Origin of the sequence: Microcella humidisoli, assembly GCF_024362325.1 — a bacterium.
Classification (GTDB): Bacteria; Actinomycetota; Actinomycetes; order Actinomycetales; family Microbacteriaceae; genus Microcella; species Microcella humidisoli.
In genome coordinates, this window is the sequence record NZ_CP101497.1 from 2,013,448 (window position 1) to 2,038,947 (window position 25,500).

Consider the following 25,500-nt stretch of genomic DNA (forward strand, 5'->3'; position numbering starts at 1 on the left):
GCAGGGTGCTGCAGCCGATCATCGCCGGGGTCATCGGCGCCCTCACGGGCTTCGCGAGTTCGTTCGCCCTCGTCATCGCGGGCCTGCTCGCGGTGGGGGCGAGTCCGGCCGAGGCGGCGAGCGGTCTGCTGGCCCTGTGCATCGGCCAGGCGCTGCTCGCGGGGCTGCTGTCGTGGCGGTTCCGCCTGCCGCTGAGCTTCGCGTGGTCGACACCGGGTGCCGCGCTGCTCGTCGCGGCCGAGGGCACGACGGGCTCGTACGGTGCGGCGATCGGCGCGTTCATCGTGTGCGGGCTGCTCATTCTCGTGAGCGGGCTGTGGCCGTGGCTGGGCCGCACGATGACGCGCATCCCGATGCCGCTCGCGGGCGCGATGCTCGCCGGCATCCTCTTCCCCATCTGCATCGCGCCCGTCACGGCCGTCATCGAGCAGCCGCTGCTCGCGGCGCCCGTCATCGTCGTGTGGCTGCTGCTCGTGCGCTGGCTGCCGCGGTGGGCAGTGCCGGCTGCGATGCTCGTCGCCATCATCGGCGTGGTCGTGAGCGCGGGCGACGACTGGATGACCGGCGCGAGCCTCGCGCCCGCGCTGACCCTCACAATGCCGGCCCTCGACCCGCTCGTCATCGTGTCGCTCGGGCTGCCGCTCTACATCGTCACGATGGCGGGCCAGAACGTGCCGGGATTCGCCGTGCTCAGCACGCTCGGCTACCGCGAGGTGCCGGCGCGCACGATGCTCGCGGCGAGCGGCGCGGCGACGGCCCTCACGGCGCCGTTCGGCGGCTACGCGCTCAACCTCGCGGCCATCACGGCCGCGCTCATGGCCGGCCCCGACTCGCACCCCGATCCCGCTCGTCGCTGGGTCGCGCCGGTCGCGGGCGGCGTCACCTACGTGCTGCTCGGTCTGGGCGCCGGGGTCGCGACAGCTCTCGTGGCCGCGGCTCCGCCCATCCTGATCATCGCCGTGGCGGGGCTCGCGCTGTTGAGCGCCTTCGCGACGGGGCTCGTGAGCGCGTTCGAGGCGCCCGAGACCCGGCTGACGGCGGCCGTGACCCTTATCGTCGTCGCCTCGGGGGTCGTCGTCTTCGGCATCGGCAGCGCGTTCTGGGGGCTGCTCGTCGGGGCGCTCGTGATGCTCGTCACTCGGCCGCGCCCGGCCACCGCGAGCCCTGCCCCGGCGTCACCCGTCGAGGAGTAGGGTCGGGGGCGCCCGAGCAAAGGAGCCCGCGATGACGACCACCCCCACTCCGACGCGCAATGCCGCGGCCGAGCACCGCCGCGATTCGGCCATCGGCGCCGCCCGCAAGGGCGCCATCTACGGCATCATCGTGTCGTTCTCGCTCGCCGCGATTGTCGGCATCATCGCCCTGCTCAGCGGCGACTTCGGCGAGACGCAGGGTCGCATCATCCTCATGACGCTGCTGCTGGGCGCGACGAGCATCACGGCGCTCTGCCACCTGGCGATCGCCGACCGCGCGATGCGCATCGTCGGTTTCGTGGGGCTCGCGGCGAGCGCGATCACGCTCATCACGGGTCTCGTGCTCATCTGGCGCGACTGGAATTCGCCCGGATTCGACGAGTGGTTCAAGGCCTTCGCGACCGCGGGCATCCTGGCGGTGAGCTTCGCGCATGCGAACCTGCTGCTGCTGCTCGCCGGGCGACGGCGTGCGGTCATCCGCTACGGCCTCATGCTCACGCTCGTGATGATCGCGGCCGTCGCGATCATGTTCATCCTGCCGATCCTCAGCAACGGCGATATCCCGGGCCCCGGCAACGAGGAGTGGTACACCCGGCTCTTCGGCGTCGTCGGCATTCTCGATGTGCTCGGCACGGTCGTCGTGCCCGTGCTCGCGATCTTCGTGAAAGACGCGCCGGCGGTGGCTGTCGCCGATGCGATGGGGGCGGATGCCCATGCCGTCGCCCCCGTCACGGCCGACCACCTCGCGCTCACGCTGCCGGCCGACCTCGCGCGTGCCGTCGAGCAGCGCGCCGCAGCCGATGGGGTGGATGCCACCACCGCCGCGCTCGATGCCCTGCGCCGCGGCCTGCAGTAGCCCGGCTCGATAGCCTGGGCGCATGACCGACGCCGTCAACGCCCTGCCGCTCGATGAGACTTCGCGCGCGGCGCTCGCCGCTGAGGGATTGCGCTACGCGCAGCTCGACACCGCCGACACGGCTGCGCACGACCGCTGGCTGCAGGCGGCCTACCGAGGCCTGCACTTCGCGGCGTTCACGCCCGACGAGCTCGCGGACTACCGCACGGGCTTCGGCTACGCCCGGTCGATCGGGGTCTGGGATGAGACCGGTGCCGATGCGTCGACGCCGGTGGCGACGGTCGCCTCGTGGCGCTCGCCCCTGAGCCTCGGTGATGCGCGCAGCGTCGAGGCCTGGGCGATCAGCCTCGTGCACGTCGCCGCGACCCACCGCCGCCGCGGTATCGCGCGGGCGCTGCTCGAGGGCGAGCTGCGCGCGGCGCATGCGGCGGGCATCCCGATCGCGATGCTCACCGTCTCGGAGGCGACCATCTACGGGCGCTGGGGCTTCGGCCCTGCCGCGTACTGCGCCGACTACCGCATCGCTACGGCGGGGTTGCGGGTCACCGCCGCGGCGGTCGGCGGGCGCGTCCACCGTGTCGACGCCGCATCCCTGCGCCCTCTGGCCCCCGTGATCGCGGCCCGCGCGCACGAGCGCGTCGGGGGAGAGGTGCCGAGCGACGCGCTGCACTGGGACCGCGCCTTCGCCCTCGCCGCCCGCACGGCATCCCGCGCCCCGCAGCTGCGCGCCGCACGCTTCGACGACGCGAGCGGCGAGCCGCAGGGCTTCGTGCTCTACTCGGTCGCCGAGCACCCGGACGACTTCAGCGCCCACACCCTGACGGTCGAGCACCTGTGCGCCGCCACCGACGATGCGCTCGTCGCCCTCTGGCGCTACGTGCTCGACCAGGACCTGGTCGGTACCGTGCAGGCCGCCCTGCGCCCGGTCGACGAGCCGCTGCCGTGGCTGGTGTCGAACCCGCGCGCGGTGCAGACGGTCGCGCGCCGCGAGCACCTGTGGTTGCGCGTGCTCGACGTGCCCGTCGCCCTGAGCGCGCGCCGCTACGCCGCCGCCGATTCAGTACTGCTGCGGGTTACCGACTCGCTGGGCTTCGCCGAGGGCGAGTGGATGCTCACGACGAGCACCAACGGCACCGCCACGGTCACGGCGCACGCGGGCGAGCCGCACGGCGCCGTCGACCGTGCCGTGGCGATCATCGACCTCGGCGTCGAGGCGCTCGGCGCGCTGCTGCTCGGCGGCACTCCCGTCGAGGCGTTGCGCGTCGCCGGGCGGCTCGTCGAGGGCGCGCCGGGCTCGGCCGAGCGCCTCGCGGCGGTGCTGCGGCCGACGCGCGCGCCGCACCTCAGCACCTGGTTCTAGGCGCGAGCAGTCGGCACGAGCCGCTCCACGAGCAGGTCGACCGCCGCGTCGGTGTCGAGCGATGACCCCATCGCGGGGCCGAGCGTGTCCATGAGCAGTCCGTCGATCGCCCAGTGCAGCAGCGACACCTCGACCTCGTCCCCGGGCAGGCCGGAGGCCCGGTGGTACTGCACATCGAAGTCGAAGGCGCGCCGCACGGTAGCCCCGACGAGCTCAGCGACGTCGGGATTGCGAGTCGACTCGATGCGCAGTTCCCACAGCGCCAGGATCAGGGTCGGTTCGTTCGTGGCGCGCCGCACGATGTCGCGCATGTAGTCGGCGAAGGTCTCGCGGGTGCGCGGCTGCGACTCGAGGCGCTGCAGCACCGCGGCATCGGGCTGCAATCGTTCGTAGACGCGCTCGGTGAGCGCGCTGAGCAACCGGGCCCGATCGGCGAAGTAGTTCGACGTGGTTCCCGCGGGCACCCCGGCCTCGGCATCGACCGCACGGTGGGTGACGCCGCGCAGGCCCGACCTCGCGAGCACGGCCAGCGCGGCGTCGCTGAGCTGCGCGCGGCGGAGCGGGTTGGCGACCATGCTTCCAGTCTAGAACTACCACAACGCGTGTAGTACGTTAACCACGACAAATGTCGTGAAAGGAGGCGCCATGCGCCAGCTCATCTACTACATCGCCACGAGCATCGACGGCATGATCGCGGAGGTCGATGGTTCGACCGAGCGCTTTACCAGCGACCCGAGCGCCCTGGCCGCGCTCGCCGAACGGTATCCGCAGTCGTTCCCGACGGCGTTCCACGAGCAGCTCGGCATCACCGAGGCCGCGCGATCGTCGCCATGGAGCACGGTGATCATGGGCCGCGAGACGTTCGAGCCCGCACGACGAGCGGGCATGCGGTCTCCCTACGCCCACCTCAATCAGTACGTCGTCTCGACGACATTGGGGCGGGAGATCGAGCCGGAGGTCACGCTCATCAACGAGGACCCGGTCGCCGCCGTGCGTGAGCTCAAGGCGATCGCGCCTGGCGACATTTGGCTGTGCGGCGGCGGACGCCTTGCGCACGTGCTGGGCGACGAGATCGACCGACTGATCGTGAAGGTGAATCCTTTCGTCGCCGGTGTCGGACGGCCACTGTTCGCAGGACCGATCACCGGATCAGCGTGGGCGCTCGTGGGCACGCACGCGCTCCCCGCCGGAATCGTGGTGCTCGAGTACGAGCGCGAGGCCGCCTGACGATCAGGAGGCGAGCCCGCGCCGCTGTGCTGTCGAGCTACGCGGCGAGGCCGCGCCGCTGCAGCAGCGGCTCGATGACGGCGTCGCGCCCGCGGAAGTCGCGGTACGCCGCGAGCGGGTCGCGCGTGCCGCCGACGCCGAGCACGTACTGCCGGAACCGGTCGCCGTTGGCGCGCGTGAGCCCGCCGTTCTGCTCGAACCACTGCACGGTGTCGGCGTCGAGCACCTCACTCCAGATGTAGCTGTAGTAGCCGGCGTCGTAGCCGCCCGAGAACGTGTGGGCGAAGTACGTCGAGCTGTAGCGCGTGGGCACGGCGGAGTTGTCGAGGCCCACGCGCGCGAGGGCGGCGGCTTCGAAGGCGGCGACATCCGTCACGGCGGCGGCCTCCTCGGCGCTGAGCGTGTGCCAGGCCTGGTCGAGCAGCGCTGCGGCGAGGTACTCGCTCGTCGCGAAGCCCTCGCCCCACAGCTGCGCGGCGCGCACGCGGTCGAGCACGTCGGCCGGAATCGGCTCGCCCGTGACGTGGTGCACCGCGTAGTCGTTGACGATCTCGGGCCAGAGCATCCACATCTCGTTGACCTGGCTGGGGAACTCGACGAAGTCGCGGTACACGTTCGTGCCGGTGAACCGCGGGTAGGTGACGTGCGCGAAGAGCCCGTGCAGCGCGTGCCCGAACTCGTGGAAGAACGTGTTGACCTCGTCGTAGGTCAGCAGCGTCGGCTCGCCCGCGGCGGGCTTGGGCACGTTGAGATTGTTGACGACGATCGTGGGATGCCCGAGCAGCGAGTTCTGCCCGATGAGCTCGTTCATCCACGCTCCGCCGCGCTTGCTGTCGCGGGTGTAGAGGTCGAGCAGGTAGAGCCCGAGGTCGGATCCATCCTCGTTGCGCACCTCGAACACCCGCACCTCCGGGTGGTAGCCCTGCAGGTCGCTTCGCTCGGTGAAGGTGATGCCGTAGACCTTCGTCGCGGCGGCGAACACGCCCTGCTGCAGCACGCGCTCGGCCTCGAAGTAGGGGCGCAGTTCGCCGAGGTCGATGTCGTACTCGGCCTTGCGCACCTTCTCGCTGTAGTGCGCCCAGTCGTGCGCCGCGATGGGGTGGCCGGCGAGGGCCTCGAGCTTGGCCTGCTCGGCGGCGGCGTTGCGTGCGGCCGCGGGGGCGAGCCGCTCGAGCATCTCGGCGACGCGGTCGGGAGTCTGCGCGGTCTGGTCGGCCGTGACGAAGGCGGCGTGGCTGTCGAAGCCGAGCAGGGCGGCGCGCTCGGCGCGCAGGCGCACGATCTCGAGCAGCACGGGGCGGTTGTCGTGCTCGCTGTCGCGTGACCCGCGGGCGCGCGAGGCGGTCATGATGCGCTCCCGAACCTCGCGGTTCGTCAGGCTCTCGAGCCACGGGTGGCCCGTCGGCAGCACGAGGGTGACGAGGTACTTGCCGTCGAGGCCGCGGTCGGCGGCGGCCTGCGCGGCGGCGCTGATCTCGCCGGGGGTGAGACCGTCGAGCTCGGCGGGGTCGTCGATGACGAGAGCGAGGTCGTTGGTGTCGGCGAGCAGGTTCTTCTCGAACCGGGTTTCGAGAGTGGAGATGCGCGCGTTGAGCTCGCTCAGGCGCGCTTTTTGCCCGTCGTCGAGGCCCGCGCCCGCGAGGGTCATCTCGGTGTAGTGCCGCTCGACGAGGTAGCGCTGCTCATCGGTGAGCCCGAGCGCGTCGAGCTGCTCGTGCAGCTGCGCGATGCGCCAGTAGAGCGCCGAATCGAGCTTGATGGCGTCTTCGTGCGCGGCGAGCTTCGGTGCGAGCTCTTCTTCGAGCGCGTTCGTGACATCGTTCGAGTCGGCCGAGGCCTTGTTGTAGAACACGCGCAGCACGCGCGTCAGCAGCTGCCCGCTCGACTCGAGCGGCACCATCGTGTTCTCGAAGGTCGGCATGTCGCGACGCCGGGTGATGTTCTGAATCTCGGCGAGCTGCTCGGTCATGCCCTGCTCGATCGCGGGGGCGTAGTGCTCATCGCTGATCTCGGCGAAGGGCGGCAGCTGGTAGGGCAGGGTGCTCGGGGCGAGGAACGGGTTCGACATGCCTCCACCCTAGGCCCGCGGTGCAAAGATCTCTCTGCAAATAGATGCTTGCAAAGAAACTCTTGCAAAGAAGTCTTTGCATTGCTATCGTCGTGATCATGGGACACGACAGCAGCGACACCGAAGGGCGCACGGCCGACCTCGACGGCCTCAAGGCGCTCGCGCATCCGCTGCGGGTGCAGTTGATCGAAGCGCTGTCGACCTACGGCGAAGACACGGCGAGCGGCCTCGCCGACCGGCTCGGCGAGTCGAGCGGTGCCACCAGTTACCACCTGCGCCAGCTCGAGAAGCACGGCTATGTGCGCGAGGTCGAAGGGCGCGGCACCGGTCGCGAGCGGTGGTGGGAGCGGGTTCCCGGCCCCATCCACCTCGGCAGCGCCGAGCTCGACGAGACCGAGGCGGGCCGCGCGGCGTCGCGCGTGATCATGCGCGAGTGGCTGCACCACCGCGAGGCGGGCCTGCGCGACGTCATCGAGCGCGGGCACGAGGTGCTCAGCCCCGCGTGGCGAGAAGCGCTGGCCCTTCAGTCCGCGAGCGTGCATGTCACCGCCGAGCAGCTCGATGAGCTGAACCATCGAATCGTCGACCTCATCGTCGACTTCGCTCGCGATCACCGCGGCCAGCGCACCCCCGGCTCACGGCCGGTGCACCTGCAGTACTACGCCTTCCCGGTTCTCGACGGCGTCGAGATCCCTGCCGACGCATCCACCCCCGCCACCACTCTTCAGAAAGAGAGCCGATCATGACCACGATCTCGCTCACCGTGTGCGACGCGACTCCCCGCGAGTCGACGCTGCGCCGGATTGCCCTCAGTGCGGGCGTCGCGCTCGTGCGCTGGGCGCACCGCCGCCCGCTGCCGCCCACGCACGAGCAGCGGGCCCTGCGCCTCGCCGCCCAGCAGGCCGTCGCGCAGCAGCGCGATGGCGCCGCGCGCTACGGCTTCGTGCGGTAGTCCCGCGCCCCCGAACTGACACCCCGCGTTCAGCGACGCGCAGCACCGATGCACCTCCGGATGATCCGAGCATCCGCATCGGGCGGGAGATACGCCCCGCACCTCCCGTCGCTCAGCGCGGGGTGTCGCCGTCTTCCGTCACGACCGTGCCATCGTGCGCGACGCGGATGACCGTGCCATCGTCGAGCTCGACGACCGGGCGGTTCTCGAGCCACGTGAGCGTCCAGCGCCACAGCGTCGTGTCGCGTCCCAGCAGCTCGCCCTCGACGGCGCGGACCGCCGCGCGCACCTCGGGGCTCAGGCGGGCGGGCGGTTCGCCGCCCACGGTCCAGCGGGTTCCGAGTTGCATGCGTGCTCCTTCGATCGAGGGGGGTGGGGGAGAGGGCGGCCGCGCGCGGCGGCCGAGGGTCAGGGGTCGACGAATTGGCGGTGCAGGGCCGCGGCGAGCCCGCGCGCCTCGGCGGCGTCGATGCCGCGGGCGAGTTCGGCCAGCAGTCGATCGCCGAGGTCGATGGCGGCGATGCCGGCCGCGGTGATCGACACGGCGTTCTCGCGACGCGAGCTCGTCGACGGCTCGACGGTCACGAGTCCGAGCGCGGCGGCTTCCTTGATGCGGCGGCTGACGCTGCTCTTGTCGAGCCCCAGACCGTCGGCGACGGCTTGCTGGCTGATGGCGTCGTCGGGGCGACGCAGTGCGCAGAGCACGGCGTAGGTAGCGGCCGAGAAGCCCGAGTGGGCGCGCAGCTGGGCGTCGAGTCGACTCTCGAGGCGCGAGCTGAGGGCCCGCGCCGCGAGCCACAGCTCGAGCGCCTCGACGCCGTGGTCGTCTTCGGGGGGCACGACTCCATCGTGGCAGTCATCAGTTGGACAGACAACAGTTGGACAAGAAACAGTTGCTCATGCAACGATAGTGCGGTTCGCATCCCTCGACCCCTTCGGAGCCTCATGCACGTGCTTCTCGTTCTCGACCATCCCTACGGCGTCGGTGCAGGTGGCGACGTGCCGCACCGCCGCAGCCTCGTGGTGGCCATGCTCGACGCCGCGCGCGACGGGCTCGAGCGCGCCGGGCACACGCACGAGACGATCGACCTCGCCGACCTCGACCCCGCCATGACCGACGACGACCTCGTCGCGTGGCGCCGGCAGACCGAGCCCCGGGCCGACGTCGCGGCGCTGCAGCAGCGGCTCGCGGGCGCCGACCACCTCGTGCTCGCGTTCCCGGTGTGGTGGATGTCGATGCCGGCCCGCACGAAAGGCTTCCTCGACCGCGTGCTCACGCCCGGGTTCGCGTTCGACGAGCCCGTGCCGGGCGGGCGGCTGCACCGCCGCCTGCACCGCTTGCAGGGCGTCACCGCGCTCGTGGCGATGACGACGCCGTCGTGGCTCTACACGGCCTGGTTCGGCGCCCCGGCCCGGCGCATTCTCGACCGCGGCACGTTCCGCCTCATCGGCATCCCCCGCGTGCGCTGGATCGCGATCGACCGCTCCGCGCAGCGCGGCGCGGCGTCGCGGCAGCGCGCCCTCGAGCGGGTGCGACGGCGGTTCGCGGCCCTGCGGCCCCTCACCCGTCAGTCGGCGTCGGCGGTCGTCTCGAGCTCGTAGGTGACCCAGGTCGCGCGGGTCGCGACGCGATCGTAGACGCGCTGTGCGCGCTCGTTGTCGGCCGCGGTGATCCAGCGGATCGTGCCACCGCCGTGCGCGCGGGCGTGCTGCTCGATGGCCGCGAGCAGCGCCGTGCCGGCGCCCGAGCCGCGCACCTCGGGCTCGGTGTACAGGTCGTCGAGGAACCATCCGGGGCCGGCCGTGAAGGTGTCGGGCTGCTCGCGCACGTGCGCGAAGCCCACGACCCGGCCGGCGTGCTCGGCGACGAGGCAGAACAGCGGGTGCTCCGCATCCATGAGCCACGCCCACACGCCGTCGAGCACGGCGTCGTCGAAGTCGGTCTCGTAGAAGACGCCGTAGGCCGTGAACAGCTCGCGCCAGCGCTCAGCGTCGCGCGCCTCGAGGCGCCGCACCGTCACGTCGCCCATGCTCAGGCCTCCGGCAGCTCGGCCAGCTCGATCGACACGACCGAGACCTCGTCGGCGGGCTCGAAGGTCAGCGACGCGATGCGCCCGACGGCGGCGAGGTCGGCGGCCGCGAGTTCGAGCAGCGACGGGCCGGCGATGACCGCGCTCGAGACGGGCGTCTTCTGCGAGGCCTTCGCGTCGGTCTTCGCGCGGCGGATGCCGATGAGCGCCTCCGACACGAGGGGCAGCAGGCCGCCGTGCTGGGCATCCACGCCCAGTTCGTCGACGGTCGGCCAGGGCGCGCGGTGCACGGATCCCTCGTGCGTCCAGCTCCAGACCTCCTCGGTCGCGAACGGGATGACCGGGGCGAACAGGCGCAGGAAGACGTCGATCGCGAGCTGCAGGGCCGTGACGGCGCTCGCCTGGCCGGCCTCGCCCTGCGAGCCGTAGGCGCGCTCTTTCACGAGCTCGAGGTAGTCGTCGGTGAAGGTCCAGAAGAACTGCTCCGCCACTTCGAGCGCGCGCGCGTGGTCGTACTCCTCATAGGCGCGGGTCGCGGTGGAGACCACCTCGCCGAGGGTCGCGAGCATGTCGATGTCGAGGGGCTCGGTCACCGCATCCGGGCCCGTCACAGCACCCGCGGGGGCCTCGAACGAGTAGACGAACTTGGCCGCGTTCAGCACCTTGATGGCGAGGCGGCGCCCGATCTTCATCTGCTTCGGGTTCTGCGGGTCGAAGGCCGCGTCGGTGCCGAGGCGCGACGAGGCCGCCCAGTAGCGCACCGCGTCGCTGCCGTGCTCGTCGAGCATCGCCGCCGGGGTCACGACATTGCCTTTCGACTTCGACATCTTCTTGCGGTCGGGGTCGACGATGAATCCCGAGATGCCCGCGTGCTTCCACGGCAGGGTGCCGTGCTCGAGCTCGGCGCGCAGCACGGTCGAGAACAGCCAGGTGCGAATGATGTCCTGCCCCTGGCTGCGCAGGTCGTAGGGGAACACGAGCCCGAAGAGCTCGGGGTCGTCCTCCCACTTCGCCGCGATCTGCGGGGTGAGCGACGAGGTCGCCCAGGTGTCCATGATGTCGACCTCGCCGATGAAGCCGTTCGGCTGGCCGCGCTGCGCCTCGTTGAACCCGGGGGCGGGCATCGAGGCGGGGTCGACGGGCAGCTGGTCCTCCGACGGCACGATGGGCTCGCCGGTCTGCTCGCCGTGCTCGTCGAGGCGGTACCAGACGGGAATCGGCACGCCGAAGAAGCGCTGGCGCGAGATGAGCCAGTCGCCCGAGAGGCCGCCGACCCAGTTCTCGTAGCGCACGCGCATGAAGTCGGGGTGGAAGGCGATCTCGCGCCCGCGCTCGAGCAGGCGCGCGTTGAGTGCCTCGTCGCGCGCGCCGTTGGCGATGTACCACTGGCGCGTCGTGACGATCTCGAGCGGCTTGTCGCCCTTCTCGAAGAACTTCACGGGGTGCGTGATGGGCCGTGGTTCGCCGATGAGGTCGCCCGATTCACGCAGCAGTTCGACGATGCGCGCCTTGGCGCTGAACACGGTCTTGCCGGCGAGCTCGGCGTACACCTCGGCGCCCGCGCCCTCGATGCCCGAGGGCGCCTCGGCGAGCACGCGCCCGTCTTTGCCGAGCATGGGCCGCAACGGCAGGTCGAGCTCGCGCCACCACACGACGTCGGTCACATCACCGAAGGTGCAGACCATGGCGATGCCCGAGCCCTTGTCTTGCTGCGCCAGGTGGTGCGCCACGACGGGCACCTCGACGCCGAACAGCGGCGTGCGCACCGTGGTGCCGAAGAGCGCCTGGTACCGGGGGTCATCGGGATGCGCGACGAGCGCCACGCAGGCGGGGATCAGTTCGGGGCGGGTCGTCTCGATGTCGACGGTCGAGCCGTCGGGAGCGTGGAACGACACCCGGTGGAACGCGCCGGGCATCTCCTTGTCTTCCAGCTCGGCCTGCGCGACGGCGGTGCGGAAGGTGACATCCCACAGCGTGGGAGCATCCGCCCGGTACGCCTCGCCGCGCGCGAGGTTGCGCAGGAAGGCCCGCTGGGCCACGCGCTGCGCCTCGTCGCCGATGGTGCGGTAGGTCTGGCTCCAGTCGACGCTGAGGCCGAGCGTGCGCCACAGGTCTTCGAACTGCTTCTCGTCTTCGACGGTCAGGCGCTCGCACAGCTCGATGAAGTTGCGGCGGCTGACGGGCACCTGGTCGGCCGACTTCGAACTGGCGTTGTCGCCGCCCTCGAGCGGCGGAGTGAAGTCGGGGTCGTAGGGCAGCGTCGGGTCGCAGCGCACGCCGAAGTAATTCTGCACCCGGCGCTCGGTGGGCAGTCCGTTGTCGTCCCAGCCCATCGGGTAGAAGAGGTTCTTGCCCCGCATACGCTGGAACCGCGCGGCGAGGTCCATGTGTGTGTAGCTGAAGACGTGGCCGATGTGCAGCGAGCCCGAGGCGGTCGGCGGGGGAGTGTCGATCGCGTAGACCGAGTCGGGCCCCGCATCCACGGCCGCCTGACGGTCGAAGGCGTACGTGCCCTGCTCTTCCCAGGCCGGAGCCCACTTGCTCTCTAGACCTTCGAGGGCGGGCTTCTCGGGCAGGCTGGCGTTGCTCATCGCAGGTCTCGCTTCGCTATGTGCGGCACCGTGTCAGAAGGGTGAGGTGCCTGAGTGTGGGAGGTGCTGCCATCGTACCGGCCCTGCAGAACCTGCCCGGTTTCGTCACCCCCCGTTCGCGGGGGCGAAATCTGTTTGCGAATTGCCCTCGATACCGTAGCGTGACCATATCTCGCCTCTTTCACCCCTAGGGATCCCCGTGCGCCGTCGCCATTCCACCCTGTCCCTCCTGCTCGGCGTCGCGATCGCGATCTCTTCAGCGCCCTTGGCCGCGTTCGCGGCTCCGGATGCTGCGCCCGAGCCGCCCAAGGGCTCCGACTCCGAGCGTCCCGCCGGCGAGGCCGCGGGCCTCATCGTGCGCTACAAGCCGGGCACGCTGCCCACGCAGGGCGGGGAGGTGACGGGGGCCGAGGCGCTCGAGCTGCAGGTGAGCGCGGGCGACAACATCGGTCGCGGCCTTCGCACGGTCGAGTTCGACGAGGTGCAGTCGGCCGATGCGGCTCGGGAGGCCGCCGCGCAGCTCGAGCAGTCGCCGCTCGTGCTCGAGGCGTACCCCAACTTCATCTACCGGCCGAGCGAGACGATCGAGACGACCGGGGTGGGCCCCCAGCCCGACTCGTTCGTCACGACCCAGACCTCGACTCCGTGGGGCCTCGGCCGCATCGATCAGACCACGGGAACGCTCGACTACAAGTACACCTACGACACCACGGGCGAGGGCGTCACGGCCTACATCGTCGACTCGGGCATCCGCTCCACCCACACGCAGTTCACCGGGCGTCTCGAGTCGGGTTACTTCTCTTCGCGCTTTACTAGTTCGGGGGACTGCAACGGCCACGGCACGCACGTCGCGGGCACTGTCGGCGGCACGACGTATGGCGTCGCCAAGAAGGTGACGCTCGTGCCGGTACGGGTTTTCGGGTGCTCAGACACGGACGAGGCGACCACCGCCGATATCAACCTCGCGCTCGACTGGGTCATCGCCGACCACCAGCCGGGCGAGCCCGCTGTCGTCAACATGAGCCTGGGCGGTCCGTACGACGTCGTTCTCAACAACAAGGTGCAGGCCGTCATCAACGACGGCATTACCGTGGTGGTGTCGTCGGGAAACTTCGGAAACTCGTCGCAGTACTCCCCGCTCACTTGTGACTACAGCCCGGCTAGCGCACCGAACGCGATCACCGTCAACGCTTCGACAAAGGGCAATGACGATGCCAGCTACTCGAACTTCGGCAGCTGCAGCGACATCTACGCGCCCGGTAGCGAGGTAAAGTCGGCCGACTCCGACAGCAACACCGACACCGCGATTCTCAGCGGTACCTCAATGGCCGCGCCGCACGTCGCTGGAGTTGCCGCACGTATTCTCAGCCACTACCCGACCCTCACGCCCGCGCAAGTGTGGGCGAAAATCGAGGCCGAGGCGAGCGCCTTTGATCCGAAACTCAACGAGTCGCTTGGTAGCTTCTGCAACACCTATGGCTGGGAGTACTACGTCTGCAATTGGGGCGGCGACCCGGAGATCATGGTCTTCGCCTCGCGGCTGCAGACCCTCACGACTGCGCCGACGCCGACGATCCTGGGTTCGCCCGTAGGACTGGGCAACCTCACGGCCAACGCCGGCTCGTGGGTGCAGACCGGGCCCGAGCCGGACGTCGACCCCGACATTCGCGTGCAGTGGAAGCGATCGGGTGTCGCGATTCCCGGCGCGACCGACCTCGACTACGAGCTGACTCCTGCCGACGTCGGCAAGACCATCACGGTGACCGTCACGGCGTACGCCGAGGGCTACGCCTCGCTCTCGAAGACGAGCGCCGCAACGGCCACCGTCACGAAGCCCGCGCTGAGCGCACCCGCCTACCTCAACACGCAGGCGCTGCCCGGCCGAATCGGTCTCGAGTGGGCCGACCCGACGCAGATCGGCGGCACGATCAGCGACTTTGTCATCCAGTACCGGCCGACGACGTCATCGACGTACCTGACGTTCAACGACGGTGTGGGCGCCACGTACTACGACACCGAGATCACGGGACTCAAGTTCGGCACCTCGTACTACGTGAAGGTGGCCGCGAAGACGGAGTTCGGTACGGGCACGTTCACGCCCGCCGTGCTCGTCAAGACCCTCACGGGCTTGCCGACCGCCCCGACCGGCGTGATCTCCACGCCGGCGCCCCGCAGCATCCAGCTCGACTGGACCGCGCCGGCGACCCTGAACGGCGGCACGATCAGCGACTACGTCATCCGCTACCGCGTCACGGGCACCACGACGTGGAAGACGTTCACCGACGGCGTGAGCACGGCGACCACTGCCACCGTCACGGGCCTCTCGGGCAGCCGCAGCTACGAGTTCGCCATCCAGGCGAAGACGCAGTTCGGTGTGGGCACCTCGGCCGTGACGAAGCGCTCGACCCTCTCGGGGCTGGCCTCGCTGCCGACCTCGCTCGTCGCTACGCCGACGCGCACGACGATGGGGCTTGCGTGGAACGCACCGAGCACGACCAACGGCGGCAACCTTATCGACTACGTCATCAAGTACCGGCGTACGGGGGGCACGACGTGGGTCGTCTTCAACGACGGTGAGACCTCGGCAACCGGTGCCACCATCTCGGGCCTGACGCGCGGCGTCTCATACGAGTTCGCGGTCGCGGCGAAAACGCAGTTCGGCACCGCGCCGTCGGCGATCGTCAAGCGCACGACCATGACCGGCCTGCCCTCAGCGCCCACGGCGCTGACGGGCACCGCGACCATCTCGTCGATGCAGCTCGACTGGGTCGCGCCGTCGACCACGAACGACGGCGGCGACATCACCGACTACGTCATCCGCTACCGGGCCACCGGTGCGACGACGTGGATCACGGTGAACGACAGCGTCAGCACGGCGACGACGCACACGATCTCGGGGCTGACGCGCAACAAGTCGTACGAGTTCGTGGTCAACGCCAAGACGGTGATCGGCACGGGTGCCTCGGTGCTCATCAAGAAGTCGACGCTGAGCGGCACGGCCTCGGCCCCCACGGGTCTGGCGACCACGGCCACCTCGCAGACCGTCGACCTCAGCTGGACGGCACCGGCGAGCAACGGCGGCACGATCACCGACTACGTGATCCGCTACCGCGCGGCGGGTGCCACCACGTGGATCACCTTCGCCGATGGCGTGGGCACCGGCACGACGGCCACGATCACGGGCCTGACGCGCAACAAGGCGTACGACGTGAACGTCTTCGCGCGCACGCAGGCGGGCGCCACCGTGCTCTCGGGCTCGAGCACCACCAAGCGCGTCACGACCGCCTCGGGTGTGCCGAGCATTCCGGCTGTCACGTCGGAGAGTGCCGCGCAGACCTCCGAGTTCGAGGGCGAGTTGACGCTGAGCGTCGCCTCGAGCTCTGACCCGTTCTACCCGATCACGGGCTACACGGTGCAGTACAAACTGGGAACGGGTTCGACGGGCACGTGGATCACGGTCGTCGAGTCCCTCACCGGTAACGGGGGAGAGGTCACCATCCCCAACCTGATCATCGACGCGGTCTACCAGTTCCGGGCTTCGGCGACGAGCAGTGCAGGCACGAGCGCCTACAGCACGCCGATCGTGGACGGCGTCGCCTCCAGCGGACCGTAATGCTGCGTGCCCTCCTGACCCTCGGTCTCGCTCTCGTGACCGTGGTGTCAGGGGTGCCCGCGGCTGCCTCCGCCGTCGCCCCCGCCGCGCTGTCGACAGCCCCCACGGGCGTGGCCGCCACTGCGGGGGTCGGAACGGTGCAGCTCACGTGGGGCGCTCCGTCGACACCGTCGGGCACCGTGAGCGACTACGTCGTGCAGTTCCGCCTCACGACGACGAGCACCTACTCCACGGCGAACGATGGCGTGTCGACCGACCTGTCGGCGGTGCTGGCCGGTCTCAAGCGCGGCTCGTCGTACTACGTCAAAGTGGCCGCGGTCACCGAGTCGGGGCGGGGCGCATTCTCGAGCGCGGTGCTGGTGAAGACGCTCACGGGCCTGCCGTCGGCGCCCGCCCAGGTCTACTTCTACCCGGTCGGCACGAGCACGATCGAGGTCTCGTGGAACGCAGTGACAACCACCAACGGTGGTGGCGACGTCGTCGACTACGTCGTGCTGCACCGCCTGCACGGCACGACGACCTGGCGCACCCTCGCCGACGGGGTGAGCACCGAGCGGTCGACGGTCATCACGGGGCTGCTGCGCAGCCGTGACTACGAGATCGCGGTCTACGCCCTGACCTCGTACGGGCGCGGGCCGTCGAGAATCATCGATGCGTACACCCTGCACGGCATCCCGGGGCGGCCGAACGTGTGGGCCTCCGCGCGATCGGTCAGCTCGCACGCCGTCTCCTGGAGCGACGCGACGCCGATCGGCTCACCGGTGATCGACTACGTGGTGCAGTACCGGCAGGCCGGCTACACGACGTGGCGAACCGTCGCCGACGGCATCTCGCCGACGGCATCGCGCGTCGAGATCACCGGCCTGAAGCGAGGCGTCACCTACGAGACCCGGGTCTGGGCGAAGTCGGTATTCGGGTCGGGCTCACCGCAGACAGCCCGCTTCACCGTGCACTCGGGGTTGCCGACGGCGCCCCGGAACGTGACGTGGTGGGATCCGACCCTGTCGAGCGTCTCGCTCGACTTCGGAGTGCCGACAACGGGGGACAACATCACCCCCATTTCCGGCTACCGCGTTCTCGTTCGACCTGTCGGCACGACGACGTGGCGTGAGGCGACCTTCGTCTCGACGGGTACGGGGCGCGGCATGGTGACCGGTCTCGCGCGGGGCGCGAAGCTCGAGCTCGCGCTCTACGCGACGACCGTGTACGGTCGAGGCCCTTCGACGCTCGTGACCGTGCAGACCCAGAGCGGTGTGCCATCGGCGATCACCGCCCTAACACTGGAGCCGAGCGCGCATACCGTGCTGGTGAAATCGGCGACACCGTGGAACAACGGCAGCCCCATCATCGACTACGTCGTGCGCTACCGTCCGGTCGGCTCGGCGACCTGGACGGTGTTCCCGGACGGTGTCTCGGCCAATCCGTGGATCACGGTCACGGGCCTCAACCGGCTGGCCCCCTACGAGTTCTCGTCGTACGCCGTCAGCGCCATCGGCGCGGGCGGAGCATCGCCGATCACCCGCACAACGACGCTCAGCGGCGTGCCGGGCGCTGTGACCGTGCTCTCGAGCAGTTCGCGGATGTCCACCAGTTCGACGAACCCTGTGCGTGTGACGGCTGACCCCGCGTATCCGATCACGTCCTACGAAATCGATTACCGCGTCCTCGGAGCGGCCTCGTGGACCACGCTCACCCTCACCGAGCTCGGCCCCGGCGACACGGTCACCATCGACGGGCTCACCCCGTCGGGCACCTACGAGGTTCGCGCTCGCGCCTTCTCGGCCCAGGGCGCCGGACCGTACGGCCCCACCCGGCTCATTTTCCCCGCGCCGTAGCCTGGCTGCTGCGCCGCGCTACTGCCGCACGATCTCCACGGTCTTGTGCGTCAGGCGCCCGGCGGAGTCTTCGAGCGTGACCGTGTAGCGCTGGCTCGCCTCGCTGCACTGGTAGTTGAACGTGTAGGTCGCCGTCGTCGGCACCGACTCGAACGGCTCGGCCTTGGCGTTGTTCGTGCCGATACCGAACCACGCGTTCACGGCGTTCGTGCTGCTCCAGCTCCACGTGATGGCGACGGCGCTCGACGTGTCGGGGCACGTGGCGCGGTCGGGCCCGGTGAAGGTCGCGAAGCTCGGGCTCTGCGCGGGAGGCGGCGGGGCCGTGGTCGCGCTCGGCTCGGTGCTGGGCTCGACGCTCGGCTCGGGCGACTCGGTCTCGGTGGGCGTCGGCTCGGGGCTCTCGCTCTCGCTCGCCGTGATCTCGGGCCCGGGCTGCGCCGTGTTCGACCCGGCGTTGCCCACGAGCACGACGATGAGCACGACGAGGGCGATGAGAATCGCCGCCGCGATGGCGATGAGCGCGATGAGCATGCGCCGATCGGGGCCCTCGGTCTCGGTCGTCACCGCGGAGGCCTCGCGCCAGGCGCCCTGCGGCAGCGGTGCGGTGGGCGGCTCGAACCGCTCGGTGGGGGTCTCGTCGCTCATCGCAGCTCCCGGAGGTCTCGGCGGCGTGCCGACGCCGTCGCCGCGCCGGTCGCGCTCAGCCTAGAGCGCGGCGCCCGCCTCGGCCAGAGGTGCGTCGTCGCGGTCGACCCGGATGCGGATGGCGACGAGCGAGGCCACGAGTGTGATGACCGACATGCCGGCGAGCACGATGGCGGGGTGCCACCACGCGTTGCCGGTCGCCGCGCCGAGCGCGCCCGTGAGCGCGGGCACGAATCCGGCCACGACGGCGGCGAGGGCGTATGAGAAGCCGAGCGCCGAGTAGCGGTAGCGCTCGTCGAAGAGCTCGGTGAAGATGCCGCCGAGCGCCGCCCAGCTCATGGTCGGCAGGATGCCGCCGATGATCATCATGCCGACGAGGAAGCCGAAGCTCGCGTCTTGCAGGAAGAAGTAGATCGGGAACGATACGAGCAGCGTGCCCAGCGCGCCGATCGCGACGACGAGGCCCGAGCCGATGCGCGTCGCCCACGCGCCGAACAGCGGGATCGTCACGAGCTGCAGCAGCCCGCCGATCGTCGTGGCGATGAGCAACTGCGAGTAGTCGTAGCCGAGCACGGCCGCGCCGTAGTTGATCGTGTAGGTGTTCATGAGCGAGTACGAACCGATGCCGAGCAGCGCGACGCCCACGGCGACGACGATCGTGGCGGGCTGGGCGCGCAGCAGGGCGGCGAGGGGGATGCGCGGCGCGCGCCCCGCATCCTTCACCGCCGTGAACACCGGCGTCTCGGTGATGGCCAGCCGCAGGTAGAGCGAGATGGCCAGCAGCGGGATGGCCGTGAGGAACGGCACGCGCCACGCCCACTCGCTGATCTCGGCGCTCGACAGCGTGAGCGTCAGCCACAGGAAGGCGACGGCCGCCAGGATCGAGCCGATGGGCGAGCCAAGCTGCGGCATGGCCGCGGCGAAGGCGCGCTTGGCGCGGGTCTCGTGCTCGGTCGCGATGAGCACCGCGCCGCCCCACTCGCCGCCGAGCGAGATTCCCTGCACCACGCGCAGCAGCACGAGCAGCACGGCGCCGAACCAGCCAGCCTGCTCGAAGGTGGGCAGCACGCCGATGAGGCCCGTCGCGATGCCCATCATCGTGATCGTCACGATGAGCACCGTGCGGCGGCCGATGCGGTCGCCGAGGTGGCCGAAGATGATGGCGCCGAGCGGGCGGATGACGAAGGCGACGCCGATCGTCGCGAGCGCGGCGAGGTTCGCGCCCACCGCGCCGAGCGGCTCGAAGAAGAGCGGGCCGGCGAAGAACGCCGAGAAGTAGGCGAAGAGGTAGAAGTCGTACGACTCGAGTGAGGTTCCGACGAGCGAGGCCCAGCGGGCGCGGCGCGCGATGCGCGGGTCGGAGGGTGCGATGGGGGCGGGAGCGGTCAGGGCGGTCACAAGTCCCTCAGCGTAGTCGCCCCTCGGTTCATTCCCGGGCGGTCGGGCGGATACCATGGACCCACAGACATCGATCCGGCCATCACCGGGGAGTCCTCGGAAGAACGTCGCTCTCGAGCGACCACTAGACCCGAGCGGGGCAGGCCCGTCACAGCCGATGCAGAGAGGCGAGCATCCACCAGCGATGGGGGGAGCCCGCAAGCGGGGTGGTACCGCGGCAGCGCCGACAGCGCAGTCGTCCTCGCGGTGAGCGCAGCAGTCGACACCGTTGATTCCAGGAGTACCGCCCATGACCTACCCCCTGCACCGCGACGACACCTCGGTCGTCGCCTCGCCGAGCTTTCCGGCCCTCGAGCACGAGGTGCTCGCGCACTGGGCCGCGCACGACACCTTCCGGCGCTCGATCGCCCAGCGCGAGGGCTGCGACGAGTGGGTCTTCTACGACGGCCCGCCGTTCGCCAACGGCCTGCCGCACTACGGCCACCTGCTCACTGGCTATGCGAAAGACGTCTTCCCGCGCTTCCAGACCATGCGCGGCAAGCAGGTGCACCGCCGCTTCGGGTGGGACACCCACGGGCTGCCGGCCGAGCTCGAGGCCATGAAGCAGCTGGGCATCACCGAGAAGTCCCAGATCGAAGACATGGGCATCGAGGCCTTCAATGCCAAGGCGCGCGAGTCGGTGCTGCGCTACACCGACGAGTGGCAGACCTATGTGACGCGCCAGGCGCGCTGGGTCGACTTCGACAACGACTACAAGACGCTCGACATCACGTTCATGGAGAGCGTGCTGTGGGCCTTCAAGACCCTGCACGAGAAGGGCCTCGCCTACGAGGGCTACCGCGTGCTGCCCTACTGCTGGCGCGACGAGACGCCGCTGTCGAACCACGAGCTGCGCATGGACGACGACGTCTACAAGATGCGGCAAGACCAGTCGGTCACGGTCACCTTCCCCCTCGTCGGCGAGAAGGCCGAGGCGCTCGGCCTCACGGGCGTGAAGGCGCTCGCGTGGACGACGACTCCGTGGACCCTGCCGACGAACCTCGCGCTCGCCGTCGGCCCCGAGATCGAGTACGCGATCGTGGATGCGGGGGCCGAGTCGTTCCTGCTGGCCGCCGACACCATCGGCGCGTACGTGAAAGAGCTGGGCTTCACCTCCTTCGAGGAGGCGCGCGCGGCCGTGTCGCGCACGATGCGCGGAGCCGAGCTCGGCGGCGTGCAGTACGACCGGCTGTGGGACTACTACGCCGACGTCGAGGTGTGGGGCACGCAGAACGCGTGGCAGATCCTCGTCGCCGACTATGTCGCCACGGGTGAGGGCACGGGCATCGTGCACCAGGCACCCGCGTACGGCGAAGACGACCAGGCGACGTGTGCTGCCGCGGGCATCCCGATCATCATCTCGGTCGACGACGGGGGCCGGTTCCTCACCACCGTGCCCGAGGTCGCGGGCCAGCAGGTGTTCGAGGCGAACAAGCCGCTCACGGCGATGCTGCGCGAGGCCGGCCGGCTGTTCCAGGTGCGCAGCTACGAGCACAGCTACCCGCACTGCTGGCGGTGCCGCAACCCGCTCATCTACAAGGCCGTGTCGAGCTGGTTCGTGCGCGTCACGCAGCTGCGCGACCGCATGCTTGAGCTCAACGAGCAGATCACCTGGGTGCCCGAGAACGTCAAGCACGGCCAGTTCGGCAAGTGGCTCGAGGGTGCGCGCGACTGGTCGATCAGCCGCAACCGCTACTGGGGCAGCCCGATTCCCGTCTGGAAGAGCGACGACCCCAACCACCCGCGCGTCGACGTGTACGGCTCGCTCGCCGAGCTTGAAGCCGACTTCGGCACCCTGCCGCGCAACGCCGACGGCGAGGTCGACCTGCACCGCCCCTTCATCGACGAGCTCACGCGCCCGAACCCCGACGACCCCACGGGGCAGTCGACGATGCGGCGCATCGAGGATGTCTTCGACGTGTGGTTCGACTCGGGCTCGATGCCGTTCGCCCAGGTGCACTACCCCTTCGAGAACGCCGACTGGTTCGACTCGCACAACCCGGCCGACTTCATCGTCGAGTACATCGGGCAGACCCGCGGCTGGTTCTACACGATGCACGTGCTCGCGACGGCGCTGTTCGACCGCCCCGGGTTCTCGAACGTCATCAGCCACGGCATCGTGCTCGGCAACGACGGCCAGAAGATGTCGAAGAGCCTGCGCAACTACCCGGACGTGGGCGAGGTGTTCGAGCGCGACGGCGCCGACGCCATGCGCTGGTTCCTCATGTCGAGCTCGGTCATTCGCGGCGGCAACCTCGTCGTCACCGAAGAGGGAATCCGTGAGGGCGTGCGCCAGTTCCTGCTGCCGCTGTGGAGCACCTACTACTTCTTCACCCTCTACGCCAACGCGGGCGCGCTCGGCGCGGCCGAGCGCCGCACCGACTCGGGCAACGTGCTCGACCGCTACCTGCTCGCCAAGACGCGCGACCTCGTCGTCGAGGTGACGACGCAGCTCGAGGCCCTCGACGCGCCGCTCGCCGCCGCCGCGCTGCGCGACTTCGCCGACGTGCTCACCAACTGGTACGTGCGCCGCTCGCGCGACCGCTTCTGGGCGGGCGATGATCGGGATGCTCACGACACGCTCTTCACCGTGCTCGAGACCCTCGCCCGCCTGTCGGCCCCGCTCGCGCCGCTCGTCGCCGACGAGGTCTGGCGCGGCCTCACGGGCGGCGAGAGCGTGCACCTCACCGATTGGCCGCACGCCGAGGAGTTCCCGGCCGACGAGGCCCTCGTCGCCGCCATGGACCGCGTGCGCGCCATCGCGAGCTCGGGCCTCGCGCTGCGCAAGGCGCAGGGCCTGCGCGTGCGCCTGCCGCTGCAGAGCCTCACGGTCGTCACGCCCGGCGCCGCGGCGCTCGCCGACTTCAGCGACATCGTGCGCGACGAGCTCAACGTCAAGACCGTGACGCTCGTCGAGTTCGACGAGAGCCTCGTCGACGAGTACGGCATCGCGCGCCGCCTCGCCGTCAACGCGCGCGCCGCCGGCCCCCGCATCGGCCAGCAGGTGCAGCAGGTCATCGCCGCCGCGAAGGCCGGCGACTGGATGCTCGATGGCGGAGGCTCTGATGAGCCCCGTGTCGTCGTCGGCGGTGTGCCGCTCGAGCCAGGGGAGTACACCCTCGAACTCGAGCTCGACGACCCCGCCGCCGCCGTGCAGTTCCTGCCCGGCGCCGGCTTCGTGCTGCTCGACACGCGCGTCACGCCCGAGCTCGCCGCCGAGGGCCTCGCACGCGACGTCATCCGCGCCGTGCAGCAGGCGCGCAAAGACGCCGGCCTCGACGTCAGCGACCGCATTGCGCTGACGCTCGGGTCGGACGACGACGCGGCCCGCGCCGCGATCGACGCGCACCGGCAGCTCATCAGCGCCGAGACGCTTGCCACCACCCTCGAGGTCGGCCAGGCTGGCGAGGGCACCGCGACCGCGGTGGGCGAGGGAGCATCCGTGACCGTGTCGGTGGTGCGCGCATGAGCGGCGACGAGCGCGAGCGCGATGCCGCGCAGGCCGCGGCCGACCGCGCCGCGGCCGAGACCGTGCACGCCGAACTGCTCGCGCGCGGCAGCGAGGGCAGCCCGCAGCCGCGCCTCGACGCCGCCCGCCGGGCGGTCGAGCTGCTCGGCGACCCGCAGCGCAGCTTCGCGATCGTGCACATCACCGGCACGAACGGCAAGACCTCGACGGCGCGCATGATCGAGAGCATCCTGCGCGCCTACGGCCTGCGCACGGGCCTGCTCACGAGTCCGCACCTGCTGCGCATCAACGAGCGCATCGTCATCGACGGTGAGCCCATCGCCGACCGGGCGCTCGCCGACAACTGGGCCGACGTCGCGCCCTACCTGCTCATGGTCGACGCCGAGCTCGCGGCGAGCGGCGAGCCCGCGCTCACCAACTTCGAGGCGCTCACGGCGCTCGCCTACGCGAGCTTCGCCGACGCGCCCGTCGACGTGGCCGTCATCGAGGTGGGCATGGGCGGCGAGTGGGATTCGACCAACGTGGCCGACGGCGACGTGGCCGTGCTCACCCCGGTCGCGCTCGACCACACCCGCCACCTCGGCAGCACGGTCGCCGAGATCGCGCGCACCAAGGCGGGCATCATCAAGCCCGCGGCCACCGTCGTCACCGCGCTGCAGGCGACCGAGGCCATGGATGAGATCGTCAGCGCCGCCGCCCACAACGAGGCCGAGGTCGTCGCCGAAGGGGTCGGCTTCGCGCTGCTGGATGCCCGCCTCGCGGTCGGCGGACAGCTCATCGACGTGCGCGGCCGGGCGGGGGAGTACCGCGAGCTCTTCCTGCCCCTCTTCGGCGAGCATCAGGCGCACAACGCCGCCGTGGCCATCGCGGCCGTCGAATCGTTCCTCGGCGACGGCACGCAGCCGCTCGCCGACGACGTGCTCACCGAGGGCTTCGCCACGGTCACGAGCCCCGGGCGCTTGCAGCTCATCGGCATCGAGCCAAGCGTGCTCGTCGACGCGGCCCACAACCCGCACGGTGCTGAAGCGCTCGCCCGCGCGCTCATGGGCTCGTTCGCCTTCGACTCGATCACCGCCATCATCGGCGTGCTCGCCGAGAAGGACGAGCGCGGCATCATCGAGGCGCTCGACCCGATCGTCGACCGCTTCATCGTCACGCGCAGCGACTCGCCGCGCGCCGTCGACGCCGACGAGCTCGCCGAGATCGTCACTGCGGTCGCCGGCCCCGACCGCGTGCGCATCGAGCCCGACCTCGCCGTCGCGCTCGACGAGGCGCGCGACGAGGCCGGACCGAACGACGCCGTGCTCGTGACGGGCTCGATCACTCTTGTCGGTCAGGCGATGCTCATCGCGCGCGAGCAGAATTGGGCGCTGTGACCGACACCACCGCTGCAGAACAGCCCGCCCGCCGACCGAAGCGCGAACGCGGCGCCCTCGAGTCGCTGCTGACCGTGACGCTCGGCATGGAGGTGCTCGCCGTCATCTTCGGCACCCTCGCCATCAACGGCCTCGACATCGCCCCGCCCGGGCTCGTGTTCGGCCTCGGCGGCGTGCTCGTGCTGCTGCTGCTCATCGCCACGCGCGTCGTGCGCTACCGCTGGGGCGTGTGGTTCGGCCACGCGCTGCAGCTCGTGCTGCTCTCGACCGGATTCATCGAAGTGCTCGCGGCCGTCACCGCCGCGATCTTCGTGGGATTCTGGATCTACTGCTTCGTCAAGGGCACCCAGCTCGACGCCGCGAAGCGCGCAGCCTCCGCCTGACCCCGCCCGAGCATCCGCCCGCCACCAGAGGAGCCCCCCATGACCACCACCGTCGAAGAGACCCTTGTGCTGATCAAGCCCGATGGCGTCGCCCGCGGCCTGACCGGCGAGATTCTGCGCCGCATCGAGGCGAAGGGCTACCAGCTCGTCGACCTTCGCATGGTGCAGCCCGATCGCGACCTGCTCTCCGCCCACTACGCCGAGCACGAGGGCAAGCCCTTCTACGAGCCGCTCATCGAGTTCATGGAGTCGGGCCCCGTGGTGGCCGCGCGTGTCGCCGGCAATCGCGTCATCGAAGGCTTCCGCTCGCTCGCCGGCACGACCGACCCCACGACCGCCGCTCCCGGCACCATCCGCGGCGACCTCGGCCGCGACTGGGGCCTGCGCGTGCAGCAGAACCTCGTGCACGGCAGCGACTCGCCCGAGAGCGCCGCGCGCGAGCTCGCCCTCTGGTTCGCCTGAGCA

21 protein-coding genes are annotated in these 25,500 nt (G+C 70.3%); 13 read left to right on the forward strand and 8 right to left on the reverse strand.

The annotated features are described in order from the left end of the window. The first annotated feature begins 5 nt into the window (after positions 1-5). Genes NNL39_RS09765 through NNL39_RS09775 form a run of 3 tightly spaced genes read left to right on the forward strand, consistent with a single transcriptional unit; the run spans position 6 to position 3,409 of the window. Positions 6-1,193 carry a benzoate/H(+) symporter BenE family transporter gene (locus NNL39_RS09765; protein ID WP_255159094.1) on the forward strand — a complete coding sequence of 396 codons (1,188 nt, stop codon included), beginning with the start codon at positions 6-8 and terminating at the stop codon, positions 1,191-1,193. Positions 1,194-1,224: 31 nt separating this feature from the next. Further along, entirely contained in the window at positions 1,225-2,049 is an 825-nt protein-coding gene (locus tag NNL39_RS09770; protein ID WP_255159095.1) for a hypothetical protein, read from the forward strand. 22 nt (positions 2,050-2,071) lie between these two features. Beyond that, positions 2,072-3,409, forward strand: a complete 1,338-nt coding sequence (locus NNL39_RS09775; protein ID WP_255159096.1) for a GNAT family N-acetyltransferase — start codon at positions 2,072-2,074, stop codon at positions 3,407-3,409. Here NNL39_RS09775 and NNL39_RS09780 read toward each other — a convergent pair. Beyond that, the gene (locus tag NNL39_RS09780; RefSeq protein ID WP_255159097.1) at positions 3,406-3,984 is read right to left on the reverse strand and encodes a TetR/AcrR family transcriptional regulator; all 579 of its coding nucleotides are present in this window, start codon (positions 3,982-3,984) and stop codon (positions 3,406-3,408) included. The genes NNL39_RS09775 and NNL39_RS09780 overlap by 4 nt on opposite strands. Before the next feature lie 70 nt (positions 3,985-4,054). Between NNL39_RS09780 and NNL39_RS09785 the strand changes: the two genes are divergently transcribed. Further along, positions 4,055-4,636 (forward strand): dihydrofolate reductase family protein, encoded by a 582-nt coding sequence (locus NNL39_RS09785; RefSeq protein WP_255159098.1) that lies wholly within the window; start codon positions 4,055-4,057, stop codon positions 4,634-4,636. A gap of 37 nt (positions 4,637-4,673) precedes the next feature. On the opposite strand, the gene NNL39_RS09790 is transcribed toward NNL39_RS09785, so the two are convergent. After that, the gene (locus NNL39_RS09790) at positions 4,674-6,704 is read right to left on the reverse strand and encodes a M3 family metallopeptidase (RefSeq protein WP_255159099.1); all 2,031 of its coding nucleotides are present in this window, start codon (positions 6,702-6,704) and stop codon (positions 4,674-4,676) included. A 98-nt stretch (positions 6,705-6,802) separates the two neighbouring features. Between NNL39_RS09790 and NNL39_RS09795 the strand changes: the two genes are divergently transcribed. After that, positions 6,803-7,450, forward strand: a complete 648-nt coding sequence (locus NNL39_RS09795; protein WP_255159100.1) for a winged helix-turn-helix domain-containing protein — start codon at positions 6,803-6,805, stop codon at positions 7,448-7,450. Next, entirely contained in the window at positions 7,447-7,656 is a 210-nt protein-coding gene (locus NNL39_RS09800) for a hypothetical protein (protein ID WP_255159101.1), read from the forward strand. The genes NNL39_RS09795 and NNL39_RS09800 overlap by 4 nt, the downstream gene beginning before the upstream one ends. A gap of 112 nt (positions 7,657-7,768) precedes the next feature. Here NNL39_RS09800 and NNL39_RS09805 read toward each other — a convergent pair whose 3' ends face one another. Then, positions 7,769-8,005, reverse strand: a complete 237-nt coding sequence (locus tag NNL39_RS09805; RefSeq protein WP_255159102.1) for a hypothetical protein — start codon at positions 8,003-8,005, stop codon at positions 7,769-7,771. Positions 8,006-8,064: 59 nt separating this feature from the next. After that, on the reverse strand, positions 8,065-8,496 hold the full coding sequence (locus tag NNL39_RS09810) for a MarR family winged helix-turn-helix transcriptional regulator (protein WP_255159103.1): 432 nt from the start codon (positions 8,494-8,496) through the stop codon (positions 8,065-8,067). A 105-nt stretch (positions 8,497-8,601) separates the two neighbouring features. Between NNL39_RS09810 and NNL39_RS09815 the strand changes: the two genes are divergently transcribed. After that, complete coding sequence (locus NNL39_RS09815; protein ID WP_255159104.1) at positions 8,602-9,258, forward strand: NAD(P)H-dependent oxidoreductase; 657 nt, start codon at positions 8,602-8,604, stop codon at positions 9,256-9,258. Here NNL39_RS09815 and NNL39_RS09820 read toward each other — a convergent pair. Next, positions 9,225-9,686 carry a GNAT family N-acetyltransferase gene (locus NNL39_RS09820; protein ID WP_255159105.1) on the reverse strand — a complete coding sequence of 154 codons (462 nt, stop codon included), beginning with the start codon at positions 9,684-9,686 and terminating at the stop codon, positions 9,225-9,227. The two genes, NNL39_RS09815 and NNL39_RS09820, sit on opposite strands and share 34 nt — an antisense overlap. A gap of 2 nt (positions 9,687-9,688) precedes the next feature. Then, positions 9,689-12,277, reverse strand: a complete 2,589-nt coding sequence (valS, locus tag NNL39_RS09825; RefSeq protein ID WP_255159106.1) for a valine--tRNA ligase — start codon at positions 12,275-12,277, stop codon at positions 9,689-9,691. Positions 12,278-12,476: 199 nt separating this feature from the next. On the opposite strand from valS, the gene NNL39_RS09830 reads away from it, so the two are divergent. Continuing rightward, positions 12,477-15,890 carry a fibronectin type III domain-containing protein gene (locus tag NNL39_RS09830; protein ID WP_255159107.1) on the forward strand — a complete coding sequence of 1,138 codons (3,414 nt, stop codon included), beginning with the start codon at positions 12,477-12,479 and terminating at the stop codon, positions 15,888-15,890. Beyond that, positions 15,890-17,725, forward strand: a complete 1,836-nt coding sequence (locus NNL39_RS09835) for a fibronectin type III domain-containing protein (protein ID WP_255159108.1) — start codon at positions 15,890-15,892, stop codon at positions 17,723-17,725. The genes NNL39_RS09830 and NNL39_RS09835 overlap by 1 nt, the downstream gene beginning before the upstream one ends. 18 nt (positions 17,726-17,743) lie before the next feature. On the opposite strand, the gene NNL39_RS09840 is transcribed toward NNL39_RS09835, so the two are convergent. Both NNL39_RS09840 and NNL39_RS09845 read right to left on the reverse strand, forming a co-directional pair. After that, the gene (locus tag NNL39_RS09840) at positions 17,744-18,370 is read right to left on the reverse strand and encodes a hypothetical protein (protein ID WP_255159109.1); all 627 of its coding nucleotides are present in this window, start codon (positions 18,368-18,370) and stop codon (positions 17,744-17,746) included. Between the two features lie 60 nt (positions 18,371-18,430). Then, positions 18,431-19,768 carry an MFS transporter gene (locus tag NNL39_RS09845; protein WP_255159110.1) on the reverse strand — a complete coding sequence of 446 codons (1,338 nt, stop codon included), beginning with the start codon at positions 19,766-19,768 and terminating at the stop codon, positions 18,431-18,433. Positions 19,769-20,057: 289 nt separating this feature from the next. Here NNL39_RS09845 and ileS point away from each other — a divergent pair, with 289 nt between their 5' ends. Genes ileS through ndk form a run of 4 tightly spaced genes read left to right on the forward strand, consistent with a single transcriptional unit; the run spans position 20,058 to position 25,497 of the window. Then, positions 20,058-23,276, forward strand: coding sequence for an isoleucine--tRNA ligase (gene ileS, locus NNL39_RS09850; protein WP_255159111.1), 3,219 nt, complete (start codon positions 20,058-20,060; stop codon positions 23,274-23,276). Next, positions 23,273-24,652 (forward strand): bifunctional folylpolyglutamate synthase/dihydrofolate synthase, encoded by a 1,380-nt coding sequence (locus NNL39_RS09855; protein ID WP_255159112.1) that lies wholly within the window; start codon positions 23,273-23,275, stop codon positions 24,650-24,652. The genes ileS and NNL39_RS09855 overlap by 4 nt, the downstream gene beginning before the upstream one ends. After that, positions 24,649-25,035, forward strand: coding sequence for a DUF4233 domain-containing protein (locus NNL39_RS09860; protein WP_255159113.1), 387 nt, complete (start codon positions 24,649-24,651; stop codon positions 25,033-25,035). The genes NNL39_RS09855 and NNL39_RS09860 overlap by 4 nt, the downstream gene beginning before the upstream one ends. Positions 25,036-25,074: 39 nt before the next feature. Continuing rightward, complete coding sequence (gene ndk / locus NNL39_RS09865) at positions 25,075-25,497, forward strand: nucleoside-diphosphate kinase (protein WP_255159114.1); 423 nt, start codon at positions 25,075-25,077, stop codon at positions 25,495-25,497. Positions 25,498-25,500: the final 3 nt, after the last annotated feature.

Excerpts from the sequence above, each read along its gene's own strand:
- NNL39_RS09770 (WP_255159095.1), top strand. The coding sequence starts at position 1,225 with ATGACGACCACCCCCACTCCGACGCGCAATGCCGCGGCCGAGCACCGC.
- NNL39_RS09775 (WP_255159096.1), top strand. The coding sequence starts at position 2,072 with ATGACCGACGCCGTCAACGCCCTGCCGCTCGATGAGACTTCGCGCGCG.
- NNL39_RS09780 (WP_255159097.1), bottom strand. The coding sequence starts at position 3,984 with ATGGTCGCCAACCCGCTCCGCCGCGCGCAGCTCAGCGACGCCGCGCTG.
- NNL39_RS09785 (WP_255159098.1), top strand. The coding sequence starts at position 4,055 with ATGCGCCAGCTCATCTACTACATCGCCACGAGCATCGACGGCATGATC.
- NNL39_RS09790 (WP_255159099.1), bottom strand. The coding sequence starts at position 6,704 with ATGTCGAACCCGTTCCTCGCCCCGAGCACCCTGCCCTACCAGCTGCCG.
- NNL39_RS09795 (WP_255159100.1), top strand. The coding sequence starts at position 6,803 with ATGGGACACGACAGCAGCGACACCGAAGGGCGCACGGCCGACCTCGAC.
- NNL39_RS09800 (WP_255159101.1), top strand. The coding sequence starts at position 7,447 with ATGACCACGATCTCGCTCACCGTGTGCGACGCGACTCCCCGCGAGTCG.
- NNL39_RS09805 (WP_255159102.1), bottom strand. The coding sequence starts at position 8,005 with ATGCAACTCGGAACCCGCTGGACCGTGGGCGGCGAACCGCCCGCCCGC.
- NNL39_RS09815 (WP_255159104.1), top strand. The coding sequence starts at position 8,602 with ATGCACGTGCTTCTCGTTCTCGACCATCCCTACGGCGTCGGTGCAGGT.
- NNL39_RS09820 (WP_255159105.1), bottom strand. The coding sequence starts at position 9,686 with ATGGGCGACGTGACGGTGCGGCGCCTCGAGGCGCGCGACGCTGAGCGC.
- valS (WP_255159106.1), bottom strand. The coding sequence starts at position 12,277 with ATGAGCAACGCCAGCCTGCCCGAGAAGCCCGCCCTCGAAGGTCTAGAG.
- NNL39_RS09835 (WP_255159108.1), top strand. The coding sequence starts at position 15,890 with ATGCTGCGTGCCCTCCTGACCCTCGGTCTCGCTCTCGTGACCGTGGTG.
- NNL39_RS09840 (WP_255159109.1), bottom strand. The coding sequence starts at position 18,370 with ATGAGCGACGAGACCCCCACCGAGCGGTTCGAGCCGCCCACCGCACCG.
- ileS (WP_255159111.1), top strand. The coding sequence starts at position 20,058 with ATGACCTACCCCCTGCACCGCGACGACACCTCGGTCGTCGCCTCGCCG.
- NNL39_RS09855 (WP_255159112.1), top strand. The coding sequence starts at position 23,273 with ATGAGCGGCGACGAGCGCGAGCGCGATGCCGCGCAGGCCGCGGCCGAC.
- ndk (WP_255159114.1), top strand. The coding sequence starts at position 25,075 with ATGACCACCACCGTCGAAGAGACCCTTGTGCTGATCAAGCCCGATGGC.